14 protein-coding genes and 1 tRNA gene are annotated in these 16,525 nt (G+C 37.6%); 9 read left to right on the top strand and 6 right to left on the bottom strand.

The features are described from left to right. The coding region (locus tag DNJ77_RS05470; protein ID WP_157966608.1) for a methylated-DNA--[protein]-cysteine S-methyltransferase at positions 1-151 on the top strand (151 nt) is incomplete at its 5' end. Positions 152-408: 257 nt separating this feature from the next. On the opposite strand, the gene DNJ77_RS05465 is transcribed toward DNJ77_RS05470, so the two are convergent. Both DNJ77_RS05465 and DNJ77_RS05460 read right to left on the bottom strand, forming a co-directional pair. Further along, positions 409-1,449, bottom strand: coding sequence for an MFS transporter (locus DNJ77_RS05465; protein ID WP_116963987.1), 1,041 nt, complete (start codon positions 1,447-1,449; stop codon positions 409-411). Further along, the gene (locus tag DNJ77_RS05460; protein ID WP_116963986.1) at positions 1,446-2,729 is read right to left on the bottom strand and encodes an ATP-grasp domain-containing protein; all 1,284 of its coding nucleotides are present in this window, start codon (positions 2,727-2,729) and stop codon (positions 1,446-1,448) included. The genes DNJ77_RS05465 and DNJ77_RS05460 overlap by 4 nt, the downstream gene beginning before the upstream one ends. Positions 2,730-3,019: 290 nt before the next feature. Between DNJ77_RS05460 and DNJ77_RS09930 the strand changes: the two genes are divergently transcribed. The 5 genes from DNJ77_RS09930 (at position 3,020) to DNJ77_RS05440 (ending at position 8,739) form a co-directional block, all read left to right on the top strand. Continuing rightward, on the top strand, positions 3,020-3,157 hold the full coding sequence (locus DNJ77_RS09930; protein ID WP_157966607.1) for a hypothetical protein: 138 nt from the start codon (positions 3,020-3,022) through the stop codon (positions 3,155-3,157). A 123-nt stretch (positions 3,158-3,280) separates the two neighbouring features. Then, the gene (gene putP, locus DNJ77_RS05455; protein WP_116963985.1) at positions 3,281-4,741 is read left to right on the top strand and encodes a sodium/proline symporter PutP; all 1,461 of its coding nucleotides are present in this window, start codon (positions 3,281-3,283) and stop codon (positions 4,739-4,741) included. Positions 4,742-4,815: 74 nt separating this feature from the next. Further along, complete coding sequence (locus DNJ77_RS05450) at positions 4,816-7,128, top strand: multicopper oxidase domain-containing protein (protein WP_116963984.1); 2,313 nt, start codon at positions 4,816-4,818, stop codon at positions 7,126-7,128. Between the two features lie 207 nt (positions 7,129-7,335). Next, positions 7,336-8,451, top strand: a complete 1,116-nt coding sequence (gene tgt, locus DNJ77_RS05445) for a tRNA guanosine(34) transglycosylase Tgt (protein WP_116963983.1) — start codon at positions 7,336-7,338, stop codon at positions 8,449-8,451. A 201-nt stretch (positions 8,452-8,652) separates the two neighbouring features. After that, positions 8,653-8,739 (top strand) — tRNA-Leu (locus tag DNJ77_RS05440). Between the two features lie 59 nt (positions 8,740-8,798). Here DNJ77_RS05440 and fabV read toward each other — a convergent pair. The 3 genes from fabV to DNJ77_RS05425 form a co-directional block, all read right to left on the bottom strand. Beyond that, positions 8,799-9,992: an enoyl-ACP reductase FabV gene (gene fabV / locus DNJ77_RS05435; RefSeq protein WP_116963982.1), complete on the bottom strand. Its 1,194-nt coding sequence runs from the start codon at positions 9,990-9,992 to the stop codon at positions 8,799-8,801. Between the two features lie 100 nt (positions 9,993-10,092). Continuing rightward, positions 10,093-10,464 (bottom strand): Mth938-like domain-containing protein, encoded by a 372-nt coding sequence (locus tag DNJ77_RS05430; RefSeq protein ID WP_116963981.1) that lies wholly within the window; start codon positions 10,462-10,464, stop codon positions 10,093-10,095. A gap of 24 nt (positions 10,465-10,488) precedes the next feature. Next, positions 10,489-11,133: a site-2 protease family protein gene (locus DNJ77_RS05425; protein WP_116963980.1), complete on the bottom strand. Its 645-nt coding sequence runs from the start codon at positions 11,131-11,133 to the stop codon at positions 10,489-10,491. An 82-nt stretch (positions 11,134-11,215) separates the two neighbouring features. Here DNJ77_RS05425 and DNJ77_RS05420 point away from each other — a divergent pair, with 82 nt between their 5' ends. The 3 genes from DNJ77_RS05420 to DNJ77_RS05410 all read left to right on the top strand — a co-directional run bounded on the left by DNJ77_RS05420 (position 11,216) and on the right by DNJ77_RS05410 (position 15,205). Continuing rightward, positions 11,216-13,240: a M3 family metallopeptidase gene (locus tag DNJ77_RS05420; protein WP_116963979.1), complete on the top strand. Its 2,025-nt coding sequence runs from the start codon at positions 11,216-11,218 to the stop codon at positions 13,238-13,240. Continuing rightward, positions 13,241-13,579, top strand: a complete 339-nt coding sequence (locus tag DNJ77_RS05415; protein WP_116963978.1) for a YraN family protein — start codon at positions 13,241-13,243, stop codon at positions 13,577-13,579. 114 nt (positions 13,580-13,693) lie between these two features. Continuing rightward, positions 13,694-15,205, top strand: coding sequence for a fumarate hydratase (locus tag DNJ77_RS05410; protein WP_116963977.1), 1,512 nt, complete (start codon positions 13,694-13,696; stop codon positions 15,203-15,205). An 11-nt stretch (positions 15,206-15,216) separates the two neighbouring features. Here the strand turns inward: DNJ77_RS05410 and DNJ77_RS05405 are convergent, their stop codons facing one another. Further along, positions 15,217-16,461, bottom strand: a complete 1,245-nt coding sequence (locus DNJ77_RS05405) for a dicarboxylate/amino acid:cation symporter (RefSeq protein WP_116963976.1) — start codon at positions 16,459-16,461, stop codon at positions 15,217-15,219. Between the last annotated feature and the right edge of the window lie 64 nt (positions 16,462-16,525).

Raw genomic sequence — 16,525 nt, 5'->3', positions numbered from 1 at the left:
AAAAGCTGTCCGTGCAGTAGGAACTGCAAATGCTAAAAACCCGATATGTATTATCGTGCCGTGTCACCGAGTGATTAAAGCAGACGGAAAAATTGGTGGTTATGCTGGCGGTATTGCTTGTAAGCAGAAACTACTGAGTTTGGAAAGGTAAAGTTGGCAGCGTTAGCATCGATTAAGTTGCTTTAGAATACCCCGAGAAACCAAAATAATTGGGTAGTGTTTTCTTTTGTCATGTATTTGGATTATTAACCAACTCGTGTCGTTGGAATAGCTGTGGCAAAGATAGGATAAACGTGACAATTGTGAGAATGCAAAACACTATAATAATGGCAAACGGTGAGAGTAGAGTTGCTAAGATTGACATAAGAAGCCCAGCTAATGGCACGCTTAATTGATTTAAAAATACGATCATCCCAATTGTTTTTCCAAGAACATCTTTAGGGATAAATTTAGCTCTTTCTGTACGAATGTAGACGTTAAAAACGCCATCAAAGACCATGATAAAAAGATAACCGATAAAGAAAAAGTGTAGGTTTGTCCTGCCCCGATAAGTAGTCCGCCTGTAATCATGCCGATGGTGGCAGAAAAACCTAAGATGGCAACACTACAGCGTTTGAGCACTATTGGGATAAGCATAAATATAGCAATGTTCACGATTCCTGTTACCGTTTGCACAAGACCAAAATAGCTGGCAGTTAATTGGAATGTTCCAGTAACTAAAGGGGCTCCCATTGATAGCATAAGTCCCCAAATAAGATTAATAAAGATTGTGAGGGTAACCATCCACCTTAATTTGTTACTATACCAGATGACGCCCAGTGCTACTTGTAAGTCTTTTACAATATTGGATTGGATAACGTTCTGTTTGTTTGTAGCTATAAAATAGCTTTTTGGCAGGCGCAAGATAAATAGGGATGACAGCACAAACATAACGGCAATAATGATGAGCTCAGATAGAATATTGAAATACACTGACAAAGCCACACCAATTGCAGGTCCCATGATTTGGCTTATTTGTTCAATATTCATAAGATAAGTCTGGACTTTGGCAAGTTTTTTGCCGCTGTAAACATGTGAGGTGTAATACTGTACAGTGACGAATGAGCGTGCATAGTAAAAGCCATTAATAACCATCATAAGGCAAAGCACAAGAAAAAGGGAAACTGAGGTAAGGCTTAGTGCCAAGAAAGCACATAAAATAACGACACCTCTTACAAAGTTGGCGTGGACAAACATATTCTGGCTGTCACATTTATCGAGTTTTCTGCCAGAAATGGGTAAAGAAATAACTCTTGGTAGCCACTCCATAAAAAAGGCGATTCCCGATAAAGAAAAACTATTTGTTAATTTAAATACAATAATCGGAATCGCGAAAAGGAGAATTTGATCAGCAAGCTTAGAAAGCAGTATAGAGAAAATTGCTAATAGGTGATATTTAGTATTAGTCATTGTAAAATCTCGGTTTCTTCTTTTGGGAGAGTGGGGACTATAACTAGTTTACTTTGTATTTGACAAGTTAATTCAATAAGTCCTTTCTCTAGCATGTCATAGTTCTCTGAGGTCAGAATAATATGACCAATAAAGGAAGCATTATCAGAGATTATATTATCTACATAGTCTCCAATTTTTTTATGCATCACAATCGATTCTATTTTGCAGTTATCAGGAGTAATAAATTCGGCTAAATCAGAGATGTTATTTAATATCCCGCGTAGAGGAGAAGCAATTTGTCGTATGCCAGCATAACGACGAAATTGGAGATGATGTTTCTTGGTCTTGCCACTTATACAAAAATCCAGCCAGTTTTCCCATGGGTTAAAATCAGCAAAAGCTAGCATAGCAAGATCCCATATGTGCATACCTGCAGGTCGCATATTTACTTCTACGGCAAAAGATTGATTGTTGATATGATTCAGGAAAATTTCATTGTGATAAGCGCCATGATTATTGCTGATCAATGACATCATGTGTTTACCTGTTTGGTTGATAATAGTTTCCTGATCTGTGCTCAGCCTAGCGGGGACGATTTGTTGAATTTCTGCTTTTACGGGTTGATCATGGGTAATTTTTTTATCGGTAATCCATGATGTTCCTGCTACATAATCCCAGCTGTATTCTTGAACATTTTCGATTAACGTTTCTATCAGAATACCCTGATTATGGTAGCATACTAATTCAGTCCATGTTTTATGTGCATCGGCCGTGGACTCAACTGCATAGCATCCACGGCTATTGCCTTCTGAACTTGGTTTGACAAATACATTAGACTTAAAACTCTTAATCACATTCATATAGTCGTTGTAATTGAAGACTTTTTTGGAAAAAATTGGCTGATAGTTTTGAGGATGTTGAGTAGTTTGCTGGTCTAGCTTGCGAAAAATTTCTTTATCTAAGGATGCTCTAGGATATTGGCATTTTATAGGCAAAGCTTTTAATTTGCTTTCTAAACGAAGAGCTAGTTCTACACCACGATCTGAAAAAGGTAATACCCCTAATATTTCGAATTTTTCCTGGGCAATGGTGCTGCATATTGCCATTAAACTATTTTCAATATCATTTACTAGGGGATAACGCCAGATAAAATCAGCAAATTCTTGATCTCCAGCAGCAGGATTTTCATGAATTAGGATGACTCCAGAATCATACTTCCTTTGTGCTATTTTACGAATTTTTGCAACGTCGTAAATCCTTGTGTTGTTATAACCAACGATGATAACGTATTTACTCATATTATTTCCTCAACCTTTACTTCTTTGACTGAAGTTTAGAATTCCGACGCTTTTTTTAGTGTTAGGTAGTTGTTTTTAAATCGACTTATGGCATGGTGATTGGCAGGCTATAAGTGCAAACAAAACAACCGAACCAATCACAAGGAAGATTATACCGATAAACCAACAAAATCTGTAAGCGAGTTTATTAGTTTTTTAACAAAAGCACTACCAGTTAGATCAACTCCAGCCATTGATGATCACCATGAGCTCTAACTCTCATCTTGTGTTTTAGGCTTAAGTAGGACACAATGCTGTTGCTAGGAGAACTAGCATGGTTTGGTTGTCAACAAGATATAGGGGAAAATTATGGGAACTCTAAGCTCATGGTCAATAGTATTTATTCCGCTGGTCGTAATCGTTGGTTTATCCTTGGTAAATTACCTTAAGAATCGATCGTAATTAAGCTTATTGTCTTCAACTTAAGTAATGGTTAATGTGTGTTTAGATTTTAAGTATTGCATGAATCTAAATGTATAAATCTACTGTAGAGAAATCGAAAGGTAAGGAAGATGTCAGCACTTGTTATCGTCTTTGTATTATATATTGTTATTATTTTTGGTTTAGCGGTGTGTTCATACTTTTACACCAAAAATTTACATGACTATATGCTTGGTGGTCGATCATTAAGTGGCCCAATTGCTGCGTTAGGTGCAGGTGCTTCGGATATGAGTTCCTGGCTGTTATTAGCATTACCAGGTACGGTGATGTTAAATGGATTAAACCAAATTTGGCTGCCGATTGGGTTAGCATTAGGTGCTTATTTAAATTGGCAGTTTGTTGCGAGGCGTTTACGTGTTTATACCGAAATGGCCAATGATTCGATTACGATTCCATCTTATTTTGAGAATCGCTTTGGTGATAAAACAGGACTTTTGCGCTTACTAAGTGCAATCGTTATTTTGATTTTTTTCACTTTTTACACAGCTTCAGGTTTTGTGGCAGGTGGGCTTTTATTTGGTTCTACATTTCAGATCGACTATTCAACTGGTTTATATATTACTGCGTTTATTATTTTAGTATATACCTGTATAGGTGGTTTTTTAGCGATTTCATGGGTCGATTTTTTCCAAGGGTCGTTAATGTTCATTGCACTTATCATAGTGCCAATTGCGGTATGGATGCATATTGGGAGTTTGAGTGATGCGTTAACAATGGTCTCTCAGCAATCATCTGTATATTTAAATGTATTTAAAGATACGACTTTAGTCGGTGTGATTTCTCTTTTTGCTTGGGGTTTAGGGTATTTTGGTCAACCACATATTTTGGTGCGATTCATGGCTACAAAAACCGCAAAGTCTGTTCCTCAGGCACAGTTTATTTGCATGACGTGGATGTGTATCGCACTTTTGGGTGCGGTATTTACAGGTTTATTAGGTATTGCTTATTTTGCCCCAAATATGCTTCAAAATCCTGAAACGGTATTTGTTTTACTTTCACAAATGTTGTTTGATCCGTGGGTGGCGGGTGCTTTATTGGCTGCCGTGCTATCTGCTACAATGAGTACAGCCTCAGCACAATTATTGGCATCATCAAGTGCGGTGGTAGAGGATTTTTACCATAAATTTATTCGTCCGTATGCTACGGTCAATGAGATGCTTATTGTTAGTCGTATAGTTGTGCTTATGATTGCTATTATTGCAATGCTATTTGCGCTTAATCCCAAAAACTCAATCCTAAATTTAGTTGGCTATGCCTGGGCAGGGTTAGGTGCGTCATTTGGTCCTATTATTATTTTATCGCTTTATTGGCGCAGGATGAATTTAGTTGGTGCGTTTGCAGGAATAGTTGTGGGTGCGCTAACTGTGATTATATGGCCTTACTTAAAATTCTTGGGTGGTTTTTTCGAGTTATATGAACTTTTACCTGGTTTTATTTTTGCTTGTGTTGCAATTGTTGTTGCAAGTTTAATGAGCAAAATACCAAATCAGTTAATCCTTGAGCAATATAGTCAAACAAAGGAAAGGCTGTAACTTGTTGGCGATTAAAGGTATGATGGAGTCGAAAATTCAAAAGTGTCCCAAATTCGTGAGGGAGGTCAAACACCATGAATACAGGATTAGTCAGTACTCTTTTAAGCAGTTTCGTCTTCAGTATAGTTACACTACCTACCGCATGGGCGGCGAACCGTATTGTGGATTTGACGATAGATTACAAAACTGTGAATTTTACCGGAAAGAACGTTCAAGCCTTGACCATTAACGGTCAGATACCAGGACCGACGTTACATTTCATCGAAGGCGATACGGTCACCATTAACGTATATAACCACTTGAATAAACCCACTTCCATTCATTGGCACGGTTTGATTTTACCCTGGCAAATGGATGGCGTCCCTCTTATTAGTCAACAGTCAATTCCACCTAGTGGTGTTTTTCAGTATCGTTTTACCTTAAAGCAATCAGGCACGTATTGGTATCATGCGCATGAGGGGCTACAAGAACAGCAAGGTTTATATGGAGCACTGATTATTCACCCTAAGCAAGAAACTATCAAGGTCACGAAAGACTACCCTATCGTACTTTCCGATTGGAGCAATACCCCGCCTGAACAAATTTATGCAAATCTGAAAAAAGAAGGTGATTATTACTCACCACGATTTCCTATGCAACCATCTTTACAGGATTTTATAAAGAGATACCGCAACGGTACAGCTAAAGGACGCCAAGAACTGGTTGACAATTATAAGATGATGCAGTCTATGCGCATGAGTCCGTATGATTTTAGTGATGTTGCCTATGATGCATTCTTACTAAACGGTCATACTACGCAAAACCCCTGGAAGGCTTTAGTCAACGTGGGTGATACAATCCGTTTACGTTTAATTAATGCTGGGGCCAATAGCCTTTTTCGGGTTAAAATACCTGGCAGCAAGCTGCATGTGGTGCATGTGCAGGGTAGTAACGTGCAACCCTATGATATAGATAGTCTTACCTTAGCTCCAGGTGAAACCTATGATGTGTTAGTCAACATCACCCAAAAGAGACCCTATATTATCTATGTGGAATCCACTGATAAAGTTGGTAAAGTTTATGGCGCACTGGTTACAGATTTACAGCAATCTCTAGATGTGAGTGGTATTTCACCCTTTCCTGAACCCAAACTCAAAATGAGTGATCACAATATGGCAGGTCATAATATGGCGGGAATGACATCACATACAGCCCATCCTGTTGATCTGAATGTACCGATGATCCATGAAGGTATGGATATGCCTGCTTCTCATACCAAGACGCAGCATGAGAGACCAGTTGTGTTTGAGCATAAATACCAGACACTCAAAGCAACTCATAAGACCAATGATCCTAATAAATCTGTCATTCCTATCAAAATGGAACTCTCAGGCTATATGGAGAGATACATGTGGTTTATTAACGGTGTTTCTGAGTATCATGCTAAGCCCATTCTCTTAGAAAAAGGCAAGCGTTACCGGATTATTTTTACCAATAACAGCATGATGCACCATCCCATGCACATTCATGGACACTGGTTTATTCTACGCAACGGTTATGGCGCCTATGATCCTTTACTTCATACGATTGATGTGCCGCCTGGCACAACTATTACCGCTGACTTTGAAGCTGATGCCAGTGGTCAATGGATTTTACATTGTCATAACCTCTATCACATGCAAGCGGGGATGAGTCGCATCTTGCGCTATGAGGATGCTCAAGAAAAAGCGCATAGAGGAAATAATGAAATAGCACAATTACTTCTTAGCAACAATATGGCGCACAAATCTACTTGGTATCACGATAGTCACTTAGATGTAGCCACTGATTTGAAAGGGAGTTACGAAACCACATTAAAAACTCGGATTGGTGGTGATTATCATAAACTTGAAATTTATGCAGAAGATATGGAAGTAAATAAGGATAAAATGGAACAAGCCAATGTTGATGTCTTTTATTGGCATCTTGTGAGCGAGTTTTGGGTCATTAAAGGCGGTGTGAACTATGTATATCGCCCTGCTAAAACACCGTATGTACAACCAGGTATTGGTATTGAAGGCTTAATGCCTTATTTTATTGATACGGACATCCGTGCATATGTCCATAAAGGCAGCACGAAGCTCGATATACAGCTTACTCGGGATAATCAGTTGACTGATAATTTATTTATCCGTACCGGCATCCATAGTATTGCGGCCACCAAAACCATCGCCGAAGATTACATTGGCAGCGGTCTAAATATCCTCAAGTGGACCATTCGTCCCTATTATCGCTTAAAGCCAGGGTTAAGTCTTTACATCGATTTTAGCCATACGGATTATTATGGAGCTTTAAAGAGCTTACGAAACAGTGCGGGAGAAGTTATACGGGATGACAGTGTGGCGGTTGGTATTTCTTGGTTATTTTAGTTGATGGCGTAAGACGTTTTAGCTTTTAAAACTCTGTTAGTTTGAGAGCTACTTGTACTTGGTTTTTCAGTCAGTGTTTTCCTAGGTTAAGCTTGGGTCAGTCTTAAAAATTTAATTAAGATAGACTGGTGTTAGATAAGCTTAAAATTGCTTTTTGAGAATGAATTGTCTACTATGAGCCATCTTTTTTAGAACCAGTAATAAAACATGAAATTCAAACTATTAAAAACGAGCGCTAAAGCACGTCGTGGTGAATTACACTTTGCACGTGGTGTGGTTGAAACGCCAGCTTTTATGCCAGTAGGAACTTATGGGGCAGTAAAGTCATTATCGCCTTGTGATGTAAAAGCAACAGGGACTCAGATTTTGTTAGGTAATACCTTTCACTTATGGTTAAGACCAGGAACAAGAATTATCAAAATGCACGGTGATTTGCATGACTTCATGCGATGGCAAGGTCCTATTTTAACAGATTCAGGGGGATTTCAAGTTTTTAGTTTAGGCGCACTTAGGAAACTTACAGAACAAGGGGTGACTTTTCGCTCGCCTTTAGATGGTGCCAAAGTATTTCTTGACCCTGAGATTTCGATGAAAATTCAACGTGATTTAGGGTCTGATATCGTGATGTGTTTTGATGAATGTACACCTTATCCTGCAACTGAGCTAGAAGCACAAAAATCTATGGAGTTATCAATGCGTTGGGCATTAAGAAGTAAGATTGCGCATAGTGATAACCCTTCAGCTTTATTTGGTATTATTCAAGGTGGCATGTATGAGCACTTACGAGATCAATCACTTGAAGCTTTAACAGATATAGGTTTTGATGGCTATGCTATTGGTGGGCTATCCGTTGGTGAGTCAAAAGCGGAAATGATTCGTGTTTTGGATCATATTGTACAGCAAATGCCACAAGATAAACCACGTTATTTAATGGGCGTTGGCAAACCTCAGGACTTAGTTGAGAGTGTGCGCAGAGGTGTAGATATGTTTGATTGCGTGATGCCATCGCGAAATGCAAGGAATGGACATTTATTCGTAAAAAATGGTGTAATTCGTATTCGCAATACTCAATATAAAACTGATATATCTGCCTTAGATGATCATTGTGATTGTTATACTTGTAAAAACTTCAGTCGCAGTTATTTACATCATTTAGATAAAACAAAGGAAAGTCTAGGCGCGCGTTTAAATACCATTCATAATATTACTTACTATCAAAGGTTAATGAAGAATATTCGTAAAGCACTAGATGAAGATCAATTTGATGTGTTTGTTGAAGCATTCTATCGTGATTTAGGGCAGAATGTTCCTCCACTTAAATAGTAAAATGCATGTATTTTAAGTTTTGTTGAATATGCTAAGGGCTTTTAGTTGAAATCTAGAAAATAATGTTTGACTTCACTTATGTTTTAGCTAGAATAAACCCTGTTTTAACCTGGTTGGAAAAGATTAGGATTAACAAACATGGTAGTTTCAAATTTTCTTGCTTAGGTCTTATGAATATGAAATTCAGCACAGATTTGTGCCAGAGTGGCGAAATTGGTAGACGCAGTGGACTCAAAATCCACCGGTGGCAACACTGTGCCGGTTCGAGTCCGGCCTCTGGCACCAAATAATCATTTCATAATATCTCATCAGCGGAATACAGAGGGTTACTTCTAAGGCATGAGTTAAGGTTGTTTAGTTTTTAATGCTTCGCTATCTATAGCGAGATTGTAATCAACTCCTTCTATATTAAAGCCATTCAGTTCTAAAAAGTCTTGGTAAAATCCATCGAAGTCACTGATTTTTTTAAAGTTTTCAGCAGTCATTTTTGCCATAATTTCGTTGGTAAGGCGTTGAGTGTTAACATCCATTTCCAAATTGTCAGAGCGCACACGCTGGGTCTCATCAATAATACGTTTATTACCATACATCATGTCACGCATGAAGCGATCTATTTGTTCAATAGTGTTTTCATGAGTGCCTTGTTGTTTCATGACTTTAAAGAGAGCACAACCATACAGTGGGAAAAGTGGAATAAAAGCGCTGGCCTTAGTTACAAGTGCTTTTAAAACAGTCACAAATGCCTCTCCATGAATACCCTGTAGCATGTAGTTTAACTCAAGTGCGGTTTTCTCTAAATGGCGTTTGGCAGCACCAATAGTCCCTTTTTTGTAGATGGCATCTGTTGCATCGGCACCATCATATGAATAAGCAGTCGTTTTGAAGTTTTGAGCCAATACATTCGCATCTTTTAATGCTTCAATCCATAATTGCCAATCTTCCCCGCCCATGACCTTAATTGTTTCATCAATGTCATGTTTTGTAGCTTCTAGCATTTTGCCTGACACAATCGTTTGTTTGTTTAAATCTAACGTTGGTGCTGAAATTTCACCAATAGTACTTTTGAGTACAGAGTTATGAGTGATTCCAGTTTTGGGATCTGTACGCCTAGGTGAGGCAAGGCTGTAAATAACAACATCTATTTTCCCATCAAATGTTTTCTTGATAAGGCTAATGGTTTGTTGTTTGACTTCATCTGAAAAAGCATCACCAATGATATTCTTAGCGATTAATCCATCTTTTTCGGCTTGCTCTTTAAACCAAATATTATTCCACCAACCAGCAGTCCCAATACGTTTGTCAGAAATGCCGGATTCAAAAGAAATACAAATTGTATCGGCATAAGCACCATAAGCCAGTGCAATGCGAGAGGCAAGTCCATAACCAGATGAGCCACCAATAATCAGAGCTCGTTTTTTATCGCTAAAGCAAGATTTTTTCTTCATATAGTTAATCTGTTTTTCAACGACAGCTTTGCAGCCTATTGGATGTGGGTTTTTAACAAGTCCACCACGCATGACTTCTGGTTTTATAATCATAATCTATCGATTGCTCATGTTCTAAAAGTAATGTGATAATACGTTTTGTCTAAGTGATAAGTCAAGCCTGCTCCAAGGTAAAGCAGGATCCTTGCTCACATTATGCAATAATGGCAGCAGCTACATTACGTGCTTCATTTGCAAGAATGTTAAAGGTGCGGCAAGCCGCCCCAGAGTCCATAAAATCAAGCGGTTTGCCTAAGCGGGCAAATGCGCCTAGGATTTCAGGGGCTGGAATAAGCGCATTTATTCCTGTTCCTAGAAGATAGATATCTACATTAAGTTCAAAAAGCAATTCGAGTGATTCAATAGTTAACATAGAAGCATGTGTAATTGACCAGCACTCACTGATTACGTTGGAGGGAGTAATAATAATGCTATTGGTATAAGTTTGATGTGGTAATATTATTTTTCCATTTTGGTAGTGTTTGACATAAACGTTAGTATCTGGTTTTTCAAGTTCAAGTTGCACAAGTAAACCTTTATGTTTAAGTAATTAGAAAATAAATTGTATCAGAAGAAGTAGCTTATTAATAACTGGAATTAAAATGCTCGCCAATAAGTTGCTATTGCCAAATGGAATGAATAGCAATAGTAAAACAATTAAGAAGCCCCAACGCTCAAGTCGATTATATTGTAAAGTTGCTTTGTATGGCAAAAGAGCACTGATAACGCGGCTACCATCTAAGGGTGGAATGGGTAATAGGTTGAAAACCATTAACATTAAGTTCAGTGCTACGCCATATTGTGCCATTTGATTAAAGCCAAAGTTTGGCACAAACTTCCATAAAATAAACCAAATAATTGCCATCGCAAAATTAGCAAAAGGACCTGCAATGGCAACAAGTATCATATCCTGTCTTGGTTTTTTTAGATTGTTGAAATTAATAGGAACAGGTTTTGCCCAGCCAAATAAAAAACCAGTTTGTAATAAAAACATTACAACAGGTAAGATGATAGTGCCTAATGGGTCAATATGTTTGATAGGGTTAAAAGTTACACGTCCCATCAAGTAAGCAGTCTGATCACCACAAAGTTTAGCAATGTAAGCATGTGCTGCTTCATGAAGTGTAATTGCAAAAAGCATAGGGATAATAAACATCACAAAGTGGGTTAAAATATTTGTTAAATTGCCAGACATCTGCTGTTGGTACTTTTCTTATGGTGGAGTAAGTGTATTATAAAGCGCTAATAGAATGAAGAAATTATGCAAAGGATTTAAAATGGAGAACGTTTTATTAACTGATTCAGCAATGCCTGAATTTTCTAAAGTTGATATTAGTAAAGCAAAAGAAGCGGTTGATTTTAGGTTAAAAAAATGTCTTGATTTAAAAGAAGTTTTATTACAGGAAAACCAATTTACGTGGGCTCAATTTATTTATCCATTAGAAGAGGCTGATGATCGTTTATCAAAAACATTTGGACTTATTGCGCATTTAAATGCTGTACAAAATACACAAGAACTTCGAGATATTTATCAGTATTGTGTTGAAAAAGTTTCGGAATATTCAACTCAAACGGCACAAGATGAGCGGTTGCTTAAGGCTTATCAGTATATTCTTAAAAATGATACTTCACTTGACAGAGCACAAATTAAAGCGATTCATGATGTTATTCGTGATTTTAAATTATCAGGAGTGGAGTTAGAAGGTCAAAAGCGTAAGGAATTTGAAGTAATTGCGACGAAGCTCTCTATACTACAAAGTCAGTTTGAAAATAATGTCTTAGATGCTACGATGGCGTGGCATTATGTAACTGCTGATCAAAATGAACTTCTGGGCTTGTCAGAGGATATGTTAGAACAGGCTTGGCTTCGTGCAGAATCGGTAGGTGAAAAAGGGTATTTTTTAGGGTTGGATGCACCAACCTATCTTGCAGTCATGCAGCAAGCAGATAACCGTGCGTTAAGACAAAAAATGTATCACGCATATGTTACGCGTGCTTCAAGCTTAGCGGAAAACCCAATATATGATAACGCTAAAATTATGCAAGAAATTATAGAATTACGTTATAAAGAGGCGAAGTTACTAGGGTTTAATAATTATGCAGAGTTATCATTAAAGAGCAAAATGGCGAGTTCAGTTGATAAAGTTATGGCATTTTTAGAAGACTTATTGCAAAGGGCTAAACATCAGGCGCAAAAAGAACTTCAAGCACTTCAAAGTTTTGCAAATAAGCATGGGTTAAGTGGCAAGTTACAAGTGTGGGATGTGCCTTATTACAGTGAAAAAATGAAAAAAACGCTTTATGATTTTACTGCAGAAGAATTAAGACCTTATTTCCCATTACCTTATGTTATACAAGGTTTATTTAAAATAATTGAGTCTCTTTATGGTGTGCATGCACAAGAAGTCAAAGAATGGGATCGTTACCATTTACAAACGGCATTATATGTTTTTTATGATCAAAAGAAAGACATAAGAGGAAAGATCCTAGTTGATTTATTTGCAAGAGATAATAAGCGAGATGGAGCATGGATGGATGATTGTCGTACGCGTTATAAAAGGCAGGATCAGAGTGTGCAAGTTCCTGTTGCCTACGTAACGTGTAATTTCATGCCACCCAAAAATAATGAGGATGCGCTTTTAACACATAATGATGTTTTGACTTTGTTTCATGAATTTGGGCATGCGCTTCATCATATCTTGACTAAAGTAGATTATCTGCCTGTATCAGGTATAAATGGCGTTGAATGGGATGCTGTTGAGCTACCTAGTCAATTCATGGAGAATTTTTGTTGGAGTAGGGAAGGCTTGTCATTAATTGCTAAACATGTCAAAACGGGTGAGTCACTACCAACAGCATTATTCAAGAAACTGGAGGCATCTCGGCAATATCAATCTGCTTTGGCAATGTTGCGTCAATTAGAATTTGCATTGTTTGATATGAAACTCCATCAAGTTCAGCCAGATGGGCTTGATATTCATGGTACTTTATTGAGTATCAGAAAGGAGACTTCATTATTTGAAGTGCCTGAATATAATCGTTTTGAAAATAGTTTTTCACATATTTTTGCAGGTGGTTATGCAGCAGGCTACTATAGTTACAAATGGGCAGAAGTATTATCAAGCGATGCATTTTCAGTCTTTGAATCATCTGCCGAAATCATTAATCCCAAGATTGGTCAGTCGTTTCTGCAAAATATTTTGGAAATGGGCGGCTCAAGACCAGCAGCAGAGTTATTTGAGGCTTTTCGAGGTCAACAACCCACTGTTGACGCACTATTAAAATATAATGGTATTTTGTGAATGAGTCGTGAAATTGGTGGTAGGGCAGAAGGTACAGCGTTGAAATACTTGGAGCAGCAAGGGTTTACATTGATTATTCAGAATTTTTTTACTCCGTTAGGTGAAATTGATCTTATTGGGTTAATGGATGAAACTTTGCTATTCATAGAAGTTAAAATCAGAAAGGGTGCTGGCTTTGGAGGTGCGCTTGAAATGGTTACGTATACAAAGCAAAACAAGATTCGTAAAACAGCAGAAGTTTTCTTGCAGCGTTATCAACAATATCAAAGCTATGAGTGTCGGTTTGATGTTATTGGTATTACAGCAGGGCAACTTGAGTGGATAAAAGGTGCTTTTTGATTATACCTCCAAATACCATTAAAATTACCTCGCCATTAAATTGTTAGATTCTCGCACTGAGTAGTAATAACTGTTAGAATATTTAACGAAGTTAAACAAGCAAGAGTCAAAGATATGGCAGTTATTAAAGTAGAGGATTTCATCCAAAGTGTTGCAGACGCGCTGCAATTTATCTCATATTATCATCCAAAGGATTTTGTGCAGGCAATGTATTGTGCTTATCAACATGAAGAATCAAAGCCAGCAAAAGATGCAATTGCACAAATCTTAATAAATTCACGTATGGCAGCTTATGGGCATAGACCAATTTGCCAGGATACAGGGATGGTATGTGCGTTCGTTAAAGTTGGTATGGATGCAAAGTTTGATTGTACGGATAGAACGATAACAGAACTTATCAATGAAGGTGTGCGTCGAGCATATTTAAACGAGGATAATCCGCTTCGCGCATCAATGGTAAGCCCACCACATGGTGCGCGCAAAAATACAAAAGATAATACTCCTGCAATTGTCCATATTGATATTGTGCATGGCTGTAAGGTTGAAATTGAGCTTGCTGCTAAAGGCGGTGGGTCTGAATTTAAGTCAAAATTTAAAGTATTAAATCCAAGTGATAGTATTGTTGATTGGGTCTTAGAAATGCTCCCAACTATGGGGGCTGGCTGGTGTCCACCTGGGATTATTGGAATTGGTATTGGTGGTACCGCAGAAAAAGCGATGTTATTGGCAAAAGAAGCGCTTGGTGAAGAGATCAATATGCTTGATATTCTTGCGCGTGGTCCACAAACAGAAATAGAAAAATTACGCGCTGAGTTATATCATCGAATTAATGAGCTAGGTATTGGTGCGCAAGGCTTAGGTGGTTTAACAACTGTTTTAGATGTAAAAATTCATGAATACCCAACGCATGCTGCGTGTAAACCTGTGGCGCTTATCCCTAACTGTGCAGCAACAAGACATGTACATTTTACTTTAGATGGTTCAGGGGTTGTAAAGCTCCCGGTGCCAAACTTAGATGATTGGCCTGAAATTACAGAAACGGATAACTCACAAGTAAAAAGAGTGAATTTAAATACGATAACGCAAGCCGAAATTGAAAATTTTCAACCAGGCGAAACTTTATTACTTAATGGTAAGTTATTAACAGGGCGTGATGCAGCGCATAAAAGAATTGTTGATATGGTAACAAGTGGTCAGACTCTGCCTGTAGATTTAAAAGGAAAATTTATTTATTATGTAGGACCTGTTGATCCAGTTGGTAATGAGGTAGTGGGACCTGCTGGACCCACAACTGCAACTCGAATGGATAAGTTTACGGATTTTATGCTAAGTAGACTTGGCATTGCTGGTATGGTTGGTAAGGCTGAGCGTGGTCAAGCAACGATTGACTCAATTAAAAAGCACAAAGCAGTCTATCTTATGGCAGTGGGGGGGGCTGCATATTTGATTTCTAAATCAATACGCAAAGCAAAAGTGGTTGGATTTGAAGATTTGGGAATGGAAGCAATTTATGAGTTTGAAGTTGAAGATATGCCCGTTATGGTGGCAGTGGATAGCAAAGGTACTTCCGTTCACGAAACAGGACCAAAAGAGTGGAAAATGAAGATTGTGGAAAGGATTCAATAACAGTGAAATATTTAACTGTTATATATAGATTCATCCAATTGTTTTTCGGTTTTAGCAACAACGGTAGTGACAGATACATCCCCTGTTACGTTTACCGCTGTTCTAACCATATCTAAAATACGATCAATTCCGATAATAAGTGCAATACCCTCTATAGGTAGACCAACCTGAGTGAGGACCAGAGTCAAAGTAATTAAACCAATTCCAGGCACACCTGCTGTACCAATTGAACTTAATGTTGCGGTGATAATTACAATAAGATAGGAAAAAAGGCTTAGCTCAATATTGTAAACATGGGCTATAAAAACGGTTGCAACGCCTTGCATTATAGCAGTTCCATCCATGTTAATGGTGGCTCCTAATGGAATAGTGAAACCTGCCACCTTATTATCAATACCAATGCTTTTTTCGGCTGTTTTAAGTGTAACAGGTAAAGTTGCATTACTGCTTGCAGTTGAAAATGCAAATAATTGTACAGGTAACATTTTTTTAAAAAAGGTGGCAGGATTTAACCGTGCAAAAACAGCTATAAGTATGCCATTTGTGATAAATAAATGAATAACTAAAACTAGTAAAACGGTAAGAAAATACCCTAGTACATATACAAATTTATTTAACTCCGTAGTGATAACAAGCTTTGCAATAAGTGCAAACACACCATATGGTGTAAGCATGATAATAATGCTCACCAAAGACAAGATCACATCGTTTAAATCATCAAACCAGTTTTTAATGCGTTGCCCTGACTCTCCCGCAAAATTAATTGCTATTCCCAATAGTAGTGCAAACACAATAATTTGCAGCATATGACCTTGAGCAAGCGAATCTACTGGGTTAGCAGTAAATAAACTTAAAATCGTTTGCATAAAGCTTTGAGGTGCAGCAACAGTGAAGCTTAAGTTTTCGGTTGAAATGTTAGCTCCTGAACCGATTTTGAATAAAAGCGAGATTGATATAGCTAATGTAACTGCAATCGCTGTAGTGATAATATAAATTATAATGGTCTTGCCACCAATTCTCCCTAAGCTTTTAGGTTCAGAAACATTGCTTGCACCACAGACAATAGAAACCAGTACTAAAGGCACAACAAGCATCTTCATCAAAGTGATAAAAATTGAACCAATAAGCTGTAATATTCCATTGGTCATATAAGTATCTAGCCAGTCCGTATTTGAAAATGGATGTAGAATTAAGCCAAAAATAGCACCTAAAAACATACCAATTAAAATGTTACGAGTTAATTTTTTACTAGTCATTCTCTCTCCTTTTTACAATATTTTGTATAAACAAAAAAACAATATATTAAAAGAAAAATAAAAT

The sequence above is a fragment of the Fastidiosibacter lacustris genome (assembly GCF_003428155.1).
Lineage (GTDB): Bacteria > Pseudomonadota > Gammaproteobacteria > Francisellales > Francisellaceae > Caedibacter > Caedibacter lacustris.
Note: the sequence above shows the minus strand (reverse complement) of the source record. Positions and strands in the feature narration are given on the sequence as shown.